Annotated in this window: 15 protein-coding genes; 3 read left to right on the top strand and 12 right to left on the bottom strand. The window is 63.6% G+C overall.

Going from position 1 to position 14060, the window contains the following annotated elements; genetic code table 11:
• Positions 1-84: 84 nt before the first annotated feature.
• The 3 genes from ACNHGR_RS03875 to ACNHGR_RS03865 all read right to left on the bottom strand — a co-directional run bounded on the left by ACNHGR_RS03875 (position 85) and on the right by ACNHGR_RS03865 (position 2715).
• A complete protein-coding gene (locus ACNHGR_RS03875) occupies positions 85-762 on the bottom strand; it encodes an ABC transporter ATP-binding protein (RefSeq protein WP_184264778.1) in 678 nt (225 codons plus the stop codon).
• Positions 755-2005, bottom strand: a complete 1251-nt coding sequence (locus ACNHGR_RS03870; protein ID WP_475284184.1) for a lipoprotein-releasing ABC transporter permease subunit — start codon at positions 2003-2005, stop codon at positions 755-757. The genes ACNHGR_RS03875 and ACNHGR_RS03870 overlap by 8 nt, the downstream gene beginning before the upstream one ends.
• Positions 2006-2436: 431 nt before the next feature.
• On the bottom strand, positions 2437-2715 hold the full coding sequence (locus tag ACNHGR_RS03865) for a hypothetical protein (RefSeq protein WP_475284183.1): 279 nt from the start codon (positions 2713-2715) through the stop codon (positions 2437-2439).
• A gap of 23 nt (positions 2716-2738) precedes the next feature.
• Between ACNHGR_RS03865 and ACNHGR_RS03860 the strand changes: the two genes are divergently transcribed.
• On the top strand, positions 2739-3203 hold the full coding sequence (locus ACNHGR_RS03860) for an Hsp20 family protein (protein WP_311269710.1): 465 nt from the start codon (positions 2739-2741) through the stop codon (positions 3201-3203).
• Positions 3204-3275: 72 nt separating this feature from the next.
• Here the strand turns inward: ACNHGR_RS03860 and ACNHGR_RS03855 are convergent, their stop codons facing one another.
• The 8 genes from ACNHGR_RS03855 to ccmC form a co-directional block, all read right to left on the bottom strand.
• Positions 3276-5201 (bottom strand): potassium transporter Kup, encoded by a 1926-nt coding sequence (locus tag ACNHGR_RS03855; protein WP_184264772.1) that lies wholly within the window; start codon positions 5199-5201, stop codon positions 3276-3278.
• Between the two features lie 123 nt (positions 5202-5324).
• On the bottom strand, positions 5325-5969 hold the full coding sequence (locus ACNHGR_RS03850) for a tetratricopeptide repeat protein (RefSeq protein WP_475284182.1): 645 nt from the start codon (positions 5967-5969) through the stop codon (positions 5325-5327).
• Positions 5966-6376, bottom strand: coding sequence for a cytochrome c-type biogenesis protein (locus tag ACNHGR_RS03845; RefSeq protein ID WP_475284181.1), 411 nt, complete (start codon positions 6374-6376; stop codon positions 5966-5968). Before ACNHGR_RS03845 ends, ACNHGR_RS03850 begins: the two co-directional genes overlap by 4 nt.
• A complete protein-coding gene (locus ACNHGR_RS03840) occupies positions 6373-6900 on the bottom strand; it encodes a redoxin family protein (protein WP_475284180.1) in 528 nt (175 codons plus the stop codon). The genes ACNHGR_RS03845 and ACNHGR_RS03840 overlap by 4 nt, the downstream gene beginning before the upstream one ends.
• Positions 6897-8840 (bottom strand): heme lyase CcmF/NrfE family subunit, encoded by a 1944-nt coding sequence (locus tag ACNHGR_RS03835; RefSeq protein WP_475284179.1) that lies wholly within the window; start codon positions 8838-8840, stop codon positions 6897-6899. The genes ACNHGR_RS03840 and ACNHGR_RS03835 overlap by 4 nt, the downstream gene beginning before the upstream one ends.
• Positions 8841-8970: 130 nt before the next feature.
• On the bottom strand, positions 8971-9417 hold the full coding sequence (gene ccmE, locus ACNHGR_RS03830; protein WP_475284178.1) for a cytochrome c maturation protein CcmE: 447 nt from the start codon (positions 9415-9417) through the stop codon (positions 8971-8973).
• Between the two features lie 10 nt (positions 9418-9427).
• Entirely contained in the window at positions 9428-9559 is a 132-nt protein-coding gene (locus ACNHGR_RS03825) for a hypothetical protein (RefSeq protein WP_475284177.1), read from the bottom strand.
• Positions 9560-9563: 4 nt separating this feature from the next.
• On the bottom strand, positions 9564-10289 hold the full coding sequence (gene ccmC, locus ACNHGR_RS03820) for a heme ABC transporter permease CcmC (RefSeq protein WP_184264759.1): 726 nt from the start codon (positions 10287-10289) through the stop codon (positions 9564-9566).
• Between the two features lie 212 nt (positions 10290-10501).
• Between ccmC and purF the strand changes: the two genes are divergently transcribed.
• Together purF and ACNHGR_RS03810 are read left to right on the top strand one after the other, a co-directional pair.
• Entirely contained in the window at positions 10502-11962 is a 1461-nt protein-coding gene (gene purF / locus ACNHGR_RS03815) for an amidophosphoribosyltransferase (protein WP_475284176.1), read from the top strand.
• Positions 11963-12052: 90 nt separating this feature from the next.
• A complete protein-coding gene (locus tag ACNHGR_RS03810) occupies positions 12053-12763 on the top strand; it encodes an SDR family NAD(P)-dependent oxidoreductase (RefSeq protein WP_475284175.1) in 711 nt (236 codons plus the stop codon).
• A gap of 4 nt (positions 12764-12767) precedes the next feature.
• Here the strand turns inward: ACNHGR_RS03810 and ACNHGR_RS03805 are convergent, their stop codons facing one another.
• Positions 12768-14033, bottom strand: coding sequence for a class I SAM-dependent methyltransferase (locus tag ACNHGR_RS03805; RefSeq protein WP_475284174.1), 1266 nt, complete (start codon positions 14031-14033; stop codon positions 12768-12770).
• Positions 14034-14060 lie beyond the last annotated feature (27 nt).

The raw sequence follows: 14060 nt of genomic DNA, 5'->3' as shown, positions 1-14060 counted from the left end.
CGAGCGAAGTCGAGAACCGTCTGTCGAGAAGTCAGCGCGCAAGAGTTCTCGACAAGCCCGAACCGAACGGTGGGGTAGGTTTCTCTAAGCCGCCTCCAACTTTCCTTCATGCAGGCGGACGACCCGGTCCATCTTCTCCGCCAGCCGCTCATTATGGGTCGCCACCAGAGCGGCCGACCCTTCCTCGCGCACCAGCCGCAGGAACTCGGCCAGCACCACGTCGGCGGTCCGCTCGTCCAGATTGCCGGTCGGCTCGTCCGCCAGCACCAGCGCCGGGCGATTGGCCAGCGCGCGGGCCACGGCCACGCGCTGCTGTTCGCCGCCCGACAACTGGCTCGGCCGATGGTCCAGCCGGTGCCCCAGACCCAGCGACGTCAGCAGCGACTCGGCGCGCGCCTTCGCCGCGCCCATCTCCACGTCGCGGATCACTTGCGGCAGGATGACATTCTCGGTCGCGTTGAAATCGGGCAAAAGATGGTGGAACTGATAGACGAAGCCCAGCGCATCGCGGCGCAGGCGGGTGCGCCCGTCATTGTCCAGCTTCGCCGCTTCCTCGCCATCGATACGGATCGACCCGTCGAACCCGCCCTCCAGCAGGCCGACCGCCTGCAACAGCGTCGACTTGCCCGAACCCGAAGGCCCCAGCAGCGCCACGATTTCGCCCGGCCCGACGCTCAGGTCGACGCCGCGCAGCACGTCGATAGTGACCCCGCCCTGCGTGAAACTGCGGGCAAGGCCGGTTACCTTGAGAATATCATTCATAGCGCAGCACCTGCACGGGATCGGTATTGGCGGCCTTGAAGGCCGGATAAAGGGTGGCAAGGAAGCTGAACACCAAAGCCATGATACAGATGATGGCGATCTCCACCGGATCGGCCTTCGACGGCAAATCCGTCAGGAAGCGGATCGAGGGGTCCCACAAATTCTGCCCCGTCACGAGCTGGACGAAATTCACGACGCTCTGGCGGAAGGCGAGGAAAGTGAACCCCAGCGCCAGACCCGCGACCATGCCCAGCGTGCCGATGGTGACGCCCACCGTCATGAAAATCTTGACCAGCCCCACCCGGCTCGCGCCCATCGTGCGCAGGATCGCGATGTCGCGCGTCTTGGCGCGCACCAGCATGATGAGCGACGACAGGATGTTGAACACCGCCACCAGCACGATGATGGACAGGACGACGAACATCGCCACCCGCTCCACCGCCAGCGCCTCGAACAGCGACGAGTTCATCTGCCGCCAGTCCGTCACGACCGCGCGCCCGGCGACCTTGGCCGCCAGCGGCTGCAATATCTGCCCCACCCTGTCGGCATTGACCGTTTCCACCTCGATCATGCCCACCGCATCGCCAAGCAATAGCAATGTCTGCGCGTCCTGGATGGGCATCACGACCAGCGCCTTGTCATAGTCGTAGACGCCGACTTCGAAGATCGCGGCGACCTGATACCCCACTTCCCGCGGCACCGTGCCGAACGGCGTGGCCCGGCCGGCCGGGTTGTAGATGGTCAGCGTGTCGCCGATCTGAAGGCCCAGATTTTCCGCCAGCCGCGACCCGATCGCCACCTTGCCGCTGCCGGGGGTCAGCACATTCAGGCTTCCCCCGATCATCTTCGCCTTCATCGTCTTGTTGTCGCGAATGTCGGCAACCGTCATGCCGCGGATCAGGGCAGGTTCGAACCGGCCCTGATAGATGGCGCCGAGCGGCTGGTCGATCATCGGCGTTGCCTTGGTCACGCCGGGCGTCGCCTTGGCCTCTTTCAGCACGGATTGCCAGTCGGGCAGCCGCCCGCCATAGCCTTGCACCACGGCATGACCGTTCAGGCCGACAATCTTGTCGAACAGTTCGGCACGAAAGCCGTTCATGACGCTCATGACGATGATGAGCGCGGCGACACCCAGCATGACCGCGACCAGGCTGATGCCGGCGACAAGGAAGATGAACCCCTCGCCCTTGCCCGGCAGCAGGTAGCGCTTGGCGATCATGCGTTCGTAACGGGATAGAATCATGTGGCGCAGACGGCCCTTTGATGATGGTTTAGGGGAAGGCTTAGGGATCAGCCGGCATAACGGCAAGCATTGCCCGATTGTTGCATCGCCGCCACAGGGACGGACTGAAAATCACAGCGCCCCGATTTTGCCCGTGACAGCGGCCTGCGCCAGTCATAGCAAGGCTTCGGAAGCACAGGTGAAAGGCCGTGGTTCAGGGATACTGCATCCCGCTTCGAGCTTAGGGGGCTAAGAAGCGGTCGAGGCAGGCCAAGGGGGAGACGAGCAATCGTCCATTAAGCACCCGGATCATGAAAACATGATCCGGGTGCTTTTTATTTGGGCTGTCCTATCCCGCTCTTTTCTTGCATCCTTCTGTTCGGTCCCACGCCCTGATGTAAAAAGGCATCGACTTTTCGATAGGATCGGGGCGGCGCAACTTAATTTCGAAATCAGCGGGAAATGTGCGAAGTTAAGGCCGCGATGATATGAGATTGATCCTCTCCGTCATTGCGATCGCGGCGAAGCAATCCACGTAGCGCCACGGTGGATTGCTTCGCTGCGCTCGCAATGAGGAATCCATGAAAAGTCACCCGCACCAAGACCACATTGTCCAACATCGCATGGCCCTTGAAAGCCGGATCGCCACGACCATATCCATGCTTGTCCAGCCGCCACATGGGGCCGGACATATCATCGCCGGACGCCAATATCGGGTCCGGTACGTACATCTGCCCTTTGGGAGATTATGACTATGCGTGGTTTCGACCTCACCCCCTATCGCCGCTCCACCGTCGGCTTCGATCGTCTGTTCGATCTGATCGAAAATAATGCCCGACTGGCGCAGGGTGACAATTACCCCCCCTTCAACATCGAACGCCTGTCGGAAGACCGCTATCGCGTGACGCTGGCCGTTGCCGGTTTCCGCCCGGAGGAAATCGACATCACCGCCCAGCAGAACCTGCTCCAGGTGATCGGGCGCAAGGATGACGCCTCGTCGGCGGATCGCTCCAAATTCCTCCATGTCGGCATCGCCAACCGCAGCTTCGAACGCCGCTTCGAACTCGCCGATTTCGTCCGCGTCGAAAAGGCAGACCTTGCCGATGGCCTGCTGACGATCGAACTGGTGCGCGAAGTGCCCGAAGCAATGAAGCCCAAGAAGATCGCCGTCAACGGTGGTCAACTGGTCGATATCAACAAGGACCGCGACGCCGCATAACCGGCCATCGCTGAAAAGACGAAGGGCGCGTGCCGCAAGGCCGCGCCCTTCTTATTGCCCTGTCAGCAGGCGTCAGATTTCGACCTGACTGCCCAGTTCCACCACGCGGTTGGTCGGCAATCGGAAAAACTCCATCGCGCTTTCCGCGTTGCGCAGCATCCAGGCGAAGATCTTCTCCCGCCACAGCGGCATGCCCGGCTTGGCCGATGGCAGCAACGTCTGGCGCGCAAGGAAGAAGCTGGTGTCCATCATCTTGAACGCCTGACCGCAGCCCGTGACATTCTTCAGCGCGGCCGGCACGTCCGGTTCCTGCATGAAGCCATATTGCAGCACCATGCGGAAGAAGCCGCGCCCCAGATCCTCCAGCTTGCACCGGCCGTCATCCTCGACGAACGGCACATTCTTGATCTTCACGGTCAGCAGGATCACCCGCTCGTGCAGCACCTTGTTATGCTTCAGATTATGGAGCAGCGCATGCGGAACCCCGTCCGGGGTCGATGTCATGAACACCGCCGTACCCGGCACGCGCACAGCGCTGTTGGCGGCGGACGCCACGAACACCGGGATCGGCATCGCCGCCTCCCGCAGCCGGTCCTGCACCAGTCGACGTCCGCGCGACCAGGTGGTCAGCAGGGTGAAGACGATGAAGCCGATCAGCAGCGGGAACCAGCCGCCATCCGGCACCTTGGTCAGATTAGCGGCCAGATAGGCGCCATCGACCAGATAGAAGACCGTCAGCAGCGGCGCGGCATAATACCATTTCCAGTGCCACAGGCGGTACAGCACGACCGTCAGTAGCACATTGTCGATGAACATGGCCCCCGTCACCGCAATGCCATAGGCAGCGGTCAGGTTGGACGATGTCTGGAACACCAGCACCAGCAGGATCACCATGACCATCAACCCCCAGTTGATAAGGGGGATGTAGATCTGCCCAGCGGTCGACGCACTGGTATGTTCGATCCGCAACCGCGGCATGAAACCCAACTGGATCGCCTGCTGCGTGACGGAGAAAGCGCCGGATATCACGGCCTGTGACGCAATGATCGCGGCCAGCGTCGCCAGCACGATCAGCGGCAACTGCCCCCATTGCGGGGCGAGGTTGTAGAAGGGGCTATGCAGCGCCGCCGCCCCCTCGCGGAACAGCAGCGCGCCCTGCCCCATATAGTTCAGCATCAACGCCGGCAGCACAAACGCGAGCCAGGACACGCGGATCGGATTGCGCCCGAAATGCCCCATGTCGGCATAGAGCGCCTCGGCCCCCGTCACCGCCAGCACCACCGAACCCAGCGCCAGGAAGGCGGGCAGCGGATCGGTAACGAAGAACATCACCGCCCAATAAGGGTTGAAGGCATAGAGAATGCCCGGCGTCTTGATGATCGAGATCACGCCCAGCGCCGCGATCGTGACGAAATAGGTCAGCATGATCGGGCCGAAGAAGGCGGCGACCTTGTTGGTGCCCAGCCCTTGTATCCAGAACAGGCCGAGCAGGATCAAAATCGCAATTGGCAGGATCGCCGGTGCCAGCGCGGGATTATAGACGGTCAGGCCCTCGACTGCCGACAGCACCGACACGGCCGGCGTAATCATCGAATCGCCATAGAAGAGCGCCGTCGCGAACACGCCCAGCAGCACGATGCCGCGCGACCAGCGCTGCGTCTTGGTCTGGCCGTTGATGAGCGCCAGCAGCGCCAGGCTGCCGCCCTCGCCCTTATTGTCCGCCCGCATGATGATGCTGACATATTTCAGCGTCACCACCAGCATCATCGACCAGAACATCAGGCTGATGACGCCCAATATATGATCGGGGTCCAGCGTCAGGTGATGATGCCCGTGGAATGTTTCGCGAAAGGCATAGAGCGGGCTGGTACCGATATCGCCGAAGACGATACCGATTGCGCCCACGACCAGCTTTACCGTCGCCTTTTGCCGTGCATGTCCGTGACCGCCCTCATCCTCATGGGAATCCGGAGCGGTGTTGGGAAGGAGGTCAGCCATGAAGGATCATGCTCGTATCGACACCCAATAGGGGGCGACTGGCGGAATAGCCCGCACGACCCCTGTAATCCGCCGCGCACTATCACGGCTCCCAAGGCCGTGCAATGCGGACGCTGCACCGCATCATTGGGCGGCAGGCGCACCCGCAGCCAGCATGGCATCGATACGCGCGATACTGGCGTCCAGTTCCGCCTTGACCTGGCTGCCCGCCGGCGCGCTGTCCGCCAACGGCTTCCACAGGTCGCGCGCGCCCTGTAACTGGCCGTTACGGACCAGCGCCAGCCCATAGAAATAGCGCGGCGCCGGTCCTTCGGGGTCCAGTGCCAGCGCGCGGCGATAGGCGAACTCGGCGCCTGGCGACACCACGCCATCGGCATGGGCGATCAGCGCATTGCCCAGGCCAAGCCAGAGATTGGCGTCGTCCGGCGTGGCACGCAGGCCCGATAGCAGCACGTTGGCCGCCTCCTTGGTCTTGCCCTGCCGCGCCAGCCCGTCGGACAGCATCATCCACTGTGCGGCCGGGCCGAATCGCTCGGCCAGACCGCGGCGTCGTTCGGCCAGATTTTCGTCGAACTTTTCGCCTGCCGTTTCCTTGGCGATACGCGGCGCCCCGGCCAGCCCGGGATTGCCCTGCCAGGCATAGCCCGCAAGTCCCAAAAGCAACGCGGCGGCACTGATTTCCCGCGTCGATCGCGGAATACGGCCGACCAGCAGCAAAGCGACAAAGGCGATTGCCGCAAGTCCAAAGGCAATGAACCAGCCGGTCATGCGCGCGTCCTCCGCTTGATCCGCCCACGCAGCAGCAGCAAGCCCAGCCCCAGCAGCAGGATCGGCGCGGCCCAGAGCGGCCAGAGAATCGGCGCAGCGGTCGGCTCATAGCTGACCCAGTCGCCATAGCGGGCGATCAGCCAGTTGCGGATCGCTTCGGGCTGTTCGCCGGCCATGATGCGCTCGCGGATCTGCGACCGCATGTCACCGGCCATGCTGGCGCCCGAATCGGCGATCGACTGGCTCTGGCAGGTAAGGCAGCGGATCGTTTCCATCAGCGCCTTCGCCTTGCGCTCCTGCGCCGGGTCGGGAATCTGCCGATCGGCCCAGGGTGCGGGGGGCAGCGCGGTCTGCGCGGCGGCGGGCACCGCCAACAGCGCGCACAAAAGGGCAAGGATCAGCTTCATTGCGCGTCCTTCAGCCGGTCGAGGATCATCGGCACATCATCGGCGCGGATATCGCCGATATGCTGATAGGCAATGCGCCCCTTGCCATCGATCACGAAGGTTTCCGGCACGCCGGACGATCCCAGCGCCATCTGTACCGCACTCCGCGCGTCCAGACCGATCCGGGCATAGGGGTTGCCATAGCGCCGGAGGAAACCGTCGACATCGGGCCGGGCATCGCGGATGGCGATCGCATCAATCTCTACGCCCGCTTGCTTGAGCGCCATCAACTGCGGCGCTTCGGCGGCGCAGGGCACGCACCAACTGGCGAAAATATTGAGCAGGCGCGGCTTGCCGGTCCCCATTTGCGTGCTGGCCAGTGCAGGCCGGTCGCTGGCGGCCGCCGGCAGGGTGAAGGCGGGCAGCGATTGTCCCACCAGCCGCGAATGGATCACGCGATCGTCAGGCTTGAACAAGCCACTGGCGAACAGCCCGACAAAGGCCAGGAACAGGATCAGCGGTAGCCAGATCAGCAGCTTCCTCATGCCTCTATGCCTTCCATCCTTGCATTGCGGGCCCGCCATTTCATCAGCCAGCCGCGCCGCTCCCTACCGACCAGCGCCAGCGCGCCGCCCAGCGCAATCATGATGCCACCCAGCCAGATCAGCGTGACGAACGGCTTCCACCAGATGCGCAACTGCCAGCGTCCACCCTCGACCTCTTCGCCCAGCACTACATAAAGCTGCCCGTCCCAGCGGGTGAGCAGCGCGGCTTCGCTTGTCGTCGTCGGCGGGGACGCAAAGAAGCGCGACTGCGGCCGGATCACCACCGAAGAGCCGCCACGGCTGGCATCCATGTCCGCTTGCAACGCGGTCCAGTTATCGCCGGCGACGGGCGCGATCTGACGGAAACGGATCGACCAGCCCGCCGTCTGGATCACGTCGCCCGGTCGCGCCGCCACCAGCTTCTCCACCGTGAAGGCCGAGTCGCAGGCCATGCCGGCCAGGCTGACGGCGCAGCCCAGATGGGCAATCACCATGCCATAGGTAAAGAGGGGCGTGCGCAGCAGCTTGCGCTTCCACAATGGCGCCAGACTGCCGACACCCACCGCCAGCGCAATGACAAGGCCAAGAAAGGGCAGGACACCTATGCGACCCCAGGCCAGAATGGCCAAAGCGGCCGCCACGACCACGGCAATCCCTAAAGGCACCAGCAATCGCCGCCCAACAGCCTGCCCCTGATCCCTGCGCCAGCGGGTGAGCGGCCCTGCCGCCATCACCACCATCAGCGCCAGTGCAATCGGCCCGGCAATCCGGTCGAAATAGGGCGCCCCTACTGATACCTTATGACCGAAAGCCTCGGTCATAAGCGGGTAAAGCGTGCCGATCAGCACCAGCCCCAATATGACCGTCAGCAGCAGGTTGTTGACCACCAGCATCGTCTCGCGGCTGACAAGTTCGAACGGCGCCCCTTCGCGCACCGATCCGATCCGCCAGCCGAACAAAGCCAGCGCCCCGCCGATATAGAGGGCCAGCAGCGCCAGAATGAAGCTGCCCCGCTCCGGGTCGACGGCAAAGGCGTGAACGCTGGTGAGGATGCCCGATCGGACGAGGAACGTGCCGACCATGGACATGGAGAATGCCACCACCGCCAGCATGATCGTCCAGGCCCGCAATGCGTCGCGGGTCGCCAGCACGGTGACGCTGTGCAGCAGGGCGGTCGCCGCCAGCCATGGCATGAGCGATGCATTTTCCACCGGGTCCCAGAACCACCAGCCGCCCCAGCCCAGTTCATAATAGGCCCAATAGCTGCCGGCCGTGATGCCCAGCGTCAGCAGTACCCAGGCCGCCAGCACCCATGGCCGCATCGCACGGGCGAAGGCGGCATCCACCTGCCGTGTCAACAGCGCGCCGATGGCGAAGGAAAAGGCCACCGACAGGCCGACATAGCCCAGATAGAGGGTCGGCGGATGGAAAGCCAAACCGGGGTCTTGCAGCAGCGGGTTCAGCCCCTGCCCGTCCGCCGGCGGCTCCGCAATCCGCGCGAAGGGATTGGAGGAAAAGAGAAGAAAAGCGTAAAAGCCCAGCGAAATGGCGGCCTGTCCGCCCAGCGTCGCCATATGCGCGTCCCGCTTCAGGGCGCGCTCAAACAGGGCGACGGCAGCGCCCGCGACGCCCATGACCGTGACCCACAGCAGCATGGACCCTTCATGATTGCCCCAGGTGCCGGCGAATTTGTACAGCCAGGGCTTCATCGAATGGCTGTTGGTCGCGACCAGCAGCACCGACATGTCGGACCGCATGAACAGGGCGATGAGCGCCGCGAAGGCAATGGCCGTCAGCACGCCCTGCGCCACCGCCGCCGGCCGCACCGCGCCCAGCAGTTCGGGCTTGCCGCCTTTAAGCCCTGCAAAGGCCAGCACCAGTTGCAACAGCGCAAGCGCAGCCGCGAGCCACAGCGCGGCGAGGCCAGCTTCGGCAATCATGCGCCAATCACCCGTGATACATAGTTGTCATGCCAGCGAAGGCTGGCATCTCTCTTCTCCGGACATGCCGCAAGGAAGGCAGTGAGATCCCGGCTTTCGCCAGGATGACGGTGCGTAGAAAAACCCATCGTCACTTGTCCGCCTTCATCTCGTGCGTCGTCTCATTATAATTCATGCCCTCCAGTTCGCGGGGCATGTAGCGTTCATCATGCTTGGCCAGCAGGTTGGTGGCGACGAACATGCCTTTCGCATCGAACGCCCCCTCCGCCACAACGCCGCTACCTTCCTTGAACAGGTCGGGCGCAATGCCGCTAAAGGTGGCCGGCACGGTCGCCTTGCCGTCGGTCACGTCGAAATGGATGGTGACGCCATCGGCCGCCCGCTTCAGGCTGCCCTTGACCACCATGCCGCCCAGACGGATCGCCTTGCCCGGCTCCACCCCCTTGGTCTTCACGTCGTTCGGCGCATAGAAATAGGCGGCCTCGTCCTTCAAGGCGGACGCTGCGAGCAGGCCCGCCCCGATCAGCGCGACCAGCGCCGCCAGCGCCAGAAAGAGCCGTTGATGCTTGGCTTTCATGATCCGGCCTTTATCCGCGATCCGACAGTTGCTCGGCCCGGCGCTCCGCACTGCGCATCGCGCGCCAGCTCGTCACACTTACGAGCGCGGTACCGGCCAGCGTCACCGCATAGGCGGCAATCACGAAAGCCCATTGGTTCATTATCCTACCCTCTTGCCAGGCGCTGCATCCGCGCCTCGACCTTATTTTGTGCCAGTATCGCCCGCATCCGCATGAGCACAAGTCCGCCGAACAACAGGCTGAAACCCAATAATGTAAAGCCCAGCGGCCAGAGCAGCGATCCGTCGATGCTCGACCCGCGCAACGTGATCGACGGGCCCTGGTGCAGGCTGTTCCACCATACCACCGACCGGTTGATGATCGGAATATTGACCGCGCCGACCAGCCCGAAAATGGCCGTGACGCTACTGACGCCGCCCTGCTGCCCCTGCCGCGCGCTGGCACTGGCGAGCGCGATATAGCCAAGGTAGAGGAAAAAGAGGACCAGCATCGACGTCATGCGCCCGTCCCATTCCCACCATGTCCCCCAGGTCGGCCGCCCCCAAATGGAGCCCGTCATCAGGCAAATGGCGGTGAACAGCGCGCCCGGCGCAGCGATGGCACGGCCGGCGACGGCGGCCAACGGATGCCGCCAGACCAGTTGCATCAGCGCCGCGATGGCGATGCCGCTCCAGCCGCCCATGCCCAGCCAGGCGGCAGGCACATGGATATAGAGTATGCGCACCGTCTGCCCCTGAAGATAGTCGGCGGGCGTGACGAACAGGCCACAGCCGCAACCGATCAGCAGCAGCAGCAAGCCTGGCCAGAACAGCCAGCCTGTCAGCGGACGGGCGATCTTCAGGAAGCGGGCGGGATTGGCGAAACGATGCATCAGGATTGCGTCTGTAACCGGACGGGCGGGACAGCGCCAGTAGGGCATTTTGCCGATAGGCAGCCTCACGAAACGCAGCGTTGCCACCACCTGCCAGCTTTTTTGTTACAGTGGGGCGACAAACCGACCTTAAGCGACTATATGCGCGCACAAGAGGCACCCCTGGGTCGCACCACGGGTTGTCAGGAACGGCTATGGAACCGCTCACACCCATGTTTACGACTAATCCCTTCGACGACGACAAGTTGCGCGAGGAATGTGGCATTTTCGGCGTTTCCGGAGCGGAAACGGCGTCTGCCATGGTTGCGCTAGGCCTCCACGCTCTGCAACATCGCGGGCAGGAAGCCGCAGGCATCACCAGCTGGGACGGGCATGATTTCCATACCCACCGGGCGATGGGCCATGTGGCGGGCAATTTCGACCGGGACGAAGTGATTCGCGGCCTGCCGGGCGATGCCGCCTGCGGCCATGTGCGCTATTCCACGACCGGCGAAACCTCTCTGCGCAACGTCCAGCCGCTTTATGCGGAACTGAACTCAGGCGGTTTCGCCGTTGCCCATAATGGCAATATCTCCAACGCGATGAAGGTGCGTCGCGAGCTGATTCGCCGCGGCTCCATCTTCCAGTCCACCTCCGATACCGAAGTCATCATTCATCTGGTGGCGACCTCCAGCTATCGGACGCTGCTCGACAAGTTCATCGACGCCCTGAAGCAGATCGAGGGCGCCTATTCGCTGATCGTGATGACGCCGGAAGGCATGATCGCCTGCCGCGACCCGCTGGGCATCCGCCCGCTGGTGATGGGCAAGCTGGGCAATTCGACCATCTTCGCGTCGGAAACGGTGGCCCTGGATGTGGTCGGCGCCGACTATGTGCGCACCATCGATCCGGGCGAACTGGTGATCGTCACCAATGACGGCAATATCCGCTCGCACCGTCCTTTCGGCGAGACGCATGCCCGCCCCTGCATCTTCGAGCATGTCTATTTCAGCCGCCCCGATTCGATCATCGACAATTCCAGCGTCTATTCGGTCCGCAAGGCGATCGGTGCGCAGCTGGCGATCGAAAATCCGGTCGATGCGGACTATGTCATTCCGGTCCCCGACAGCGGCGTGCCGGCGGCGATCGGCTATGCGCAGCAATCGGGCATTCCGTTCGAACTGGGCATCATCCGCTCGCACTATATCGGCCGCACCTTCATCCAGCCGGGTGACAAGGTTCGCCATCTGGGCGTGAAGCTGAAGCACAATGCCAACCGCGCCCTGATCGAAGGCAAGCGGATCGTGCTGATCGACGATTCGATCGTGCGCGGCACTACCAGCCTCAAGATCGTGCAGATGATGCGCGAAGCCGGCGCGGCCGAAGTGCATATGCGCATCGCCAGCCCGCCGACCAAGCATAGCTGCTTCTACGGCGTCGACACGCCGGAACGCACCAAATTGCTGGCGCACAAGCTGGACGTCGGTGGCATGCAGGACTTCATCCATGCTGACAGCCTGTCCTTCATCTCGATCGACGGCCTGTACAAGGCGCTGGGCGAAGCCAAGCGCGCGGACATCCGTCCGCAATATTGCGACGCCTGCTTCACCGGCGACTATCCCACCAAGCTGACCGATCAGGATGATGCGGTCGTGACCAACCAGCTGGAATTGCTGGCAGAGCGCGTCGTCTGACGGCATAAGGGCGGCCCTTCACAGGGCTGCCCTTTTCGCTTCCCTCCCCATCCCAGCGATTCCGGCCCTGCCTGGAATGACAGGAAAATCATGTCCGACCTTCCGCTTTCCGGCAAACTGGCCCTCGTCACCGGCGCGAGCCGCGGCATCGGTGCCGCCACGGCGGAGGCGCTGGCCGCTGCCGGCGCGCATGTCGTGCTGACCGCGCGGACCAGCGGCGGGCTGGAGGAAGTGGAGGATCGCATCCATCAGGCGGGCGGCAGCGCGACGATCGCGCCGCTCGACCTCGCCGATGGGGAAAGCATCGGCCGGCTGGCGCAGGCGATCGGCGGACGCTGGCGGGCGCTCGACATATTGGTGCTCAATGCAGCGACCCTCGGCTCGCTGGCAGCGGTACCGGCAATCGATGCCAAGGAATTTGCCCGCCTCCTCACCCTCAACATCGCCGCACCGCAGGCGCTGATAGCCGCGTTCGACCCCATGTTGCGCGCCAGCGGCGACGCGCGCGTGGTGGCATTGACCTCGTCTGTCGCCACGCCGCGCGCCTATTGGGGGGCCTATGGCGCGTCGAAGGCGGCGCTGGAAACGCTGGTCGGCGCTTATGGTGAGGAAGTGAAGAATATCTCCGCCATCCGCACCCATATCGTCGATCCTGGCGCGACCCGCACCGCGATGCGCGCGCGCGCCTTTCCCGGCGAAGATCCAGCGAGCCTCAAGGGGCCGGAGGTCGTCGGCAAGGCGATCCTGGACCTCATCACGTCGGACGCCCCCACCGGCCATCGAATGCGTGTCGAGGGCTGAGCGTTCAGGCGGGTTTGGCCAGCGTCACCTGCGCCACATCGATGCCGCCGCCGCGAAAGCCACCTTCGCAGTACATCAGATAATAGCGCCACAAGGCCACGAAATGCTGGTCGAAACTGGCAGGTAGTCGGCCCTCTTCGATAGCCTGGTCGAATTGCACCCGCCAGCGGCGCAGCGTTTCGGCATAGTCGATACCGAAGCGATGGACGGACTGCCATTCCAGTCCGGCCTGCTCCGCCAGCGCGCGAAAGCGGCTTTCCGACATCAGCATGCCACCGGGGAAGATATAGGTCTGGATGAAATCGGCGCCGCGCGCATAATGGTCGAAAATGGCATCGTCGATCAGGATATACTGGATCGCCGCCTTGCCGCCCGGCTTCAGCAGGCGATGGATAGCCGCAACATAGTCCGGCCAGTAGCGCTGCCCGACCGCCTCCACCATTTCGACGCTGGCGATGGCGTCATATTGCCCCCGCGCGTCGCGATAGTCTGTCAGCAGAATCTGCGCGCCCGATCCCAGCCGGTCGCGCGCATAATCGGCCTGTTCGGTGGAAAGGGTCAGGCCGCTATAGTGAATGGACGCGCGCTCCATCGCCTGTTCGGCCAGCCCACCCCAGCCACAGCCGATTTCCAGCAGCGATCCACCATCGTGCAGGTCAAGCCGATCGAGGATCGCATCGACCTTACGCCGCTGGGCCCGTTCGAAACTCTCGAGTGGATCATTAGGATCGATGAATAGGGCGCTGGAATAATGCATATTTCTGTCCAGCCACAGTCTGTAGAAGTCATTCCCCAGATCATAATGATAGGCGATGTTGTGGCGCGATCCGGCACGGCTGTTGCGCCGCGCCCAATGCGCCAGCCGGCCGATCCAGCGCCCCGGACCATGCGGCCGCGCCACCTGTCCAAGCGCCACCGCGTTGCGCATGAACAGGGCGAAGAGCGGCACCGGATCGGGACTATCCCACTCTCCTGCCGCCCAGGCACGATACCAGCCGGCAGATCCGCCAATGGCCAGCCGCATCAGAGCGCGCCAGCTTTGTAGATCAACTACGCACTGTGGCCCGGGTGCCCGGCCACCCAGCAGCCGGCGGGTGCCATCGGGCAGGGCCGCTTCCAGCGCGCCCTGCTCCAGTCCCAGATCGATTCGATCGAGCAACCGATGGAAGAACGGCGCCAACAGCCGTGACAACAATTGCGGCGCGCCCGACTGCGGCGGACGTCGCACGGAAAGCGCGCGCCTGCCGCGCCGGGGATCGGTTGCATTCATGACGCCAATCCTGCCGCAAGCCGGCGC

Source organism: Sphingobium sp. RS1, from assembly GCF_056156825.1.
Note: the sequence above shows the minus strand (reverse complement) of the source record. Positions and strands in the feature narration are given on the sequence as shown.

Coding starts and splice junctions, on each gene's coding strand:
- ACNHGR_RS03875 (WP_184264778.1), bottom strand. CDS start 762: ATGAATGATATTCTCAAGGTAACCGGCCTTGCCCGCAGTTTCACGCAG.
- ACNHGR_RS03870 (WP_475284184.1), bottom strand. CDS start 2,005: ATGATTCTATCCCGTTACGAACGCATGATCGCCAAGCGCTACCTGCTG.
- ACNHGR_RS03865 (WP_475284183.1), bottom strand. CDS start 2,715: ATGTACGTACCGGACCCGATATTGGCGTCCGGCGATGATATGTCCGGC.
- ACNHGR_RS03860 (WP_311269710.1), top strand. CDS start 2,739: ATGCGTGGTTTCGACCTCACCCCCTATCGCCGCTCCACCGTCGGCTTC.
- ACNHGR_RS03855 (WP_184264772.1), bottom strand. CDS start 5,201: ATGGCTGACCTCCTTCCCAACACCGCTCCGGATTCCCATGAGGATGAG.
- ACNHGR_RS03850 (WP_475284182.1), bottom strand. CDS start 5,969: ATGACCGGCTGGTTCATTGCCTTTGGACTTGCGGCAATCGCCTTTGTC.
- ACNHGR_RS03845 (WP_475284181.1), bottom strand. CDS start 6,376: ATGAAGCTGATCCTTGCCCTTTTGTGCGCGCTGTTGGCGGTGCCCGCC.
- ACNHGR_RS03840 (WP_475284180.1), bottom strand. CDS start 6,900: ATGAGGAAGCTGCTGATCTGGCTACCGCTGATCCTGTTCCTGGCCTTT.
- ACNHGR_RS03835 (WP_475284179.1), bottom strand. CDS start 8,840: ATGATTGCCGAAGCTGGCCTCGCCGCGCTGTGGCTCGCGGCTGCGCTT.
- ccmE (WP_475284178.1), bottom strand. CDS start 9,417: ATGAAAGCCAAGCATCAACGGCTCTTTCTGGCGCTGGCGGCGCTGGTC.
- ACNHGR_RS03825 (WP_475284177.1), bottom strand. CDS start 9,559: ATGAACCAATGGGCTTTCGTGATTGCCGCCTATGCGGTGACGCTGGCC.
- ccmC (WP_184264759.1), bottom strand. CDS start 10,289: ATGCATCGTTTCGCCAATCCCGCCCGCTTCCTGAAGATCGCCCGTCCG.
- purF (WP_475284176.1), top strand. CDS start 10,502: ATGTTTACGACTAATCCCTTCGACGACGACAAGTTGCGCGAGGAATGT.
- ACNHGR_RS03810 (WP_475284175.1), top strand. CDS start 12,053: ATGTCCGACCTTCCGCTTTCCGGCAAACTGGCCCTCGTCACCGGCGCG.
- ACNHGR_RS03805 (WP_475284174.1), bottom strand. CDS start 14,033: ATGAATGCAACCGATCCCCGGCGCGGCAGGCGCGCGCTTTCCGTGCGA.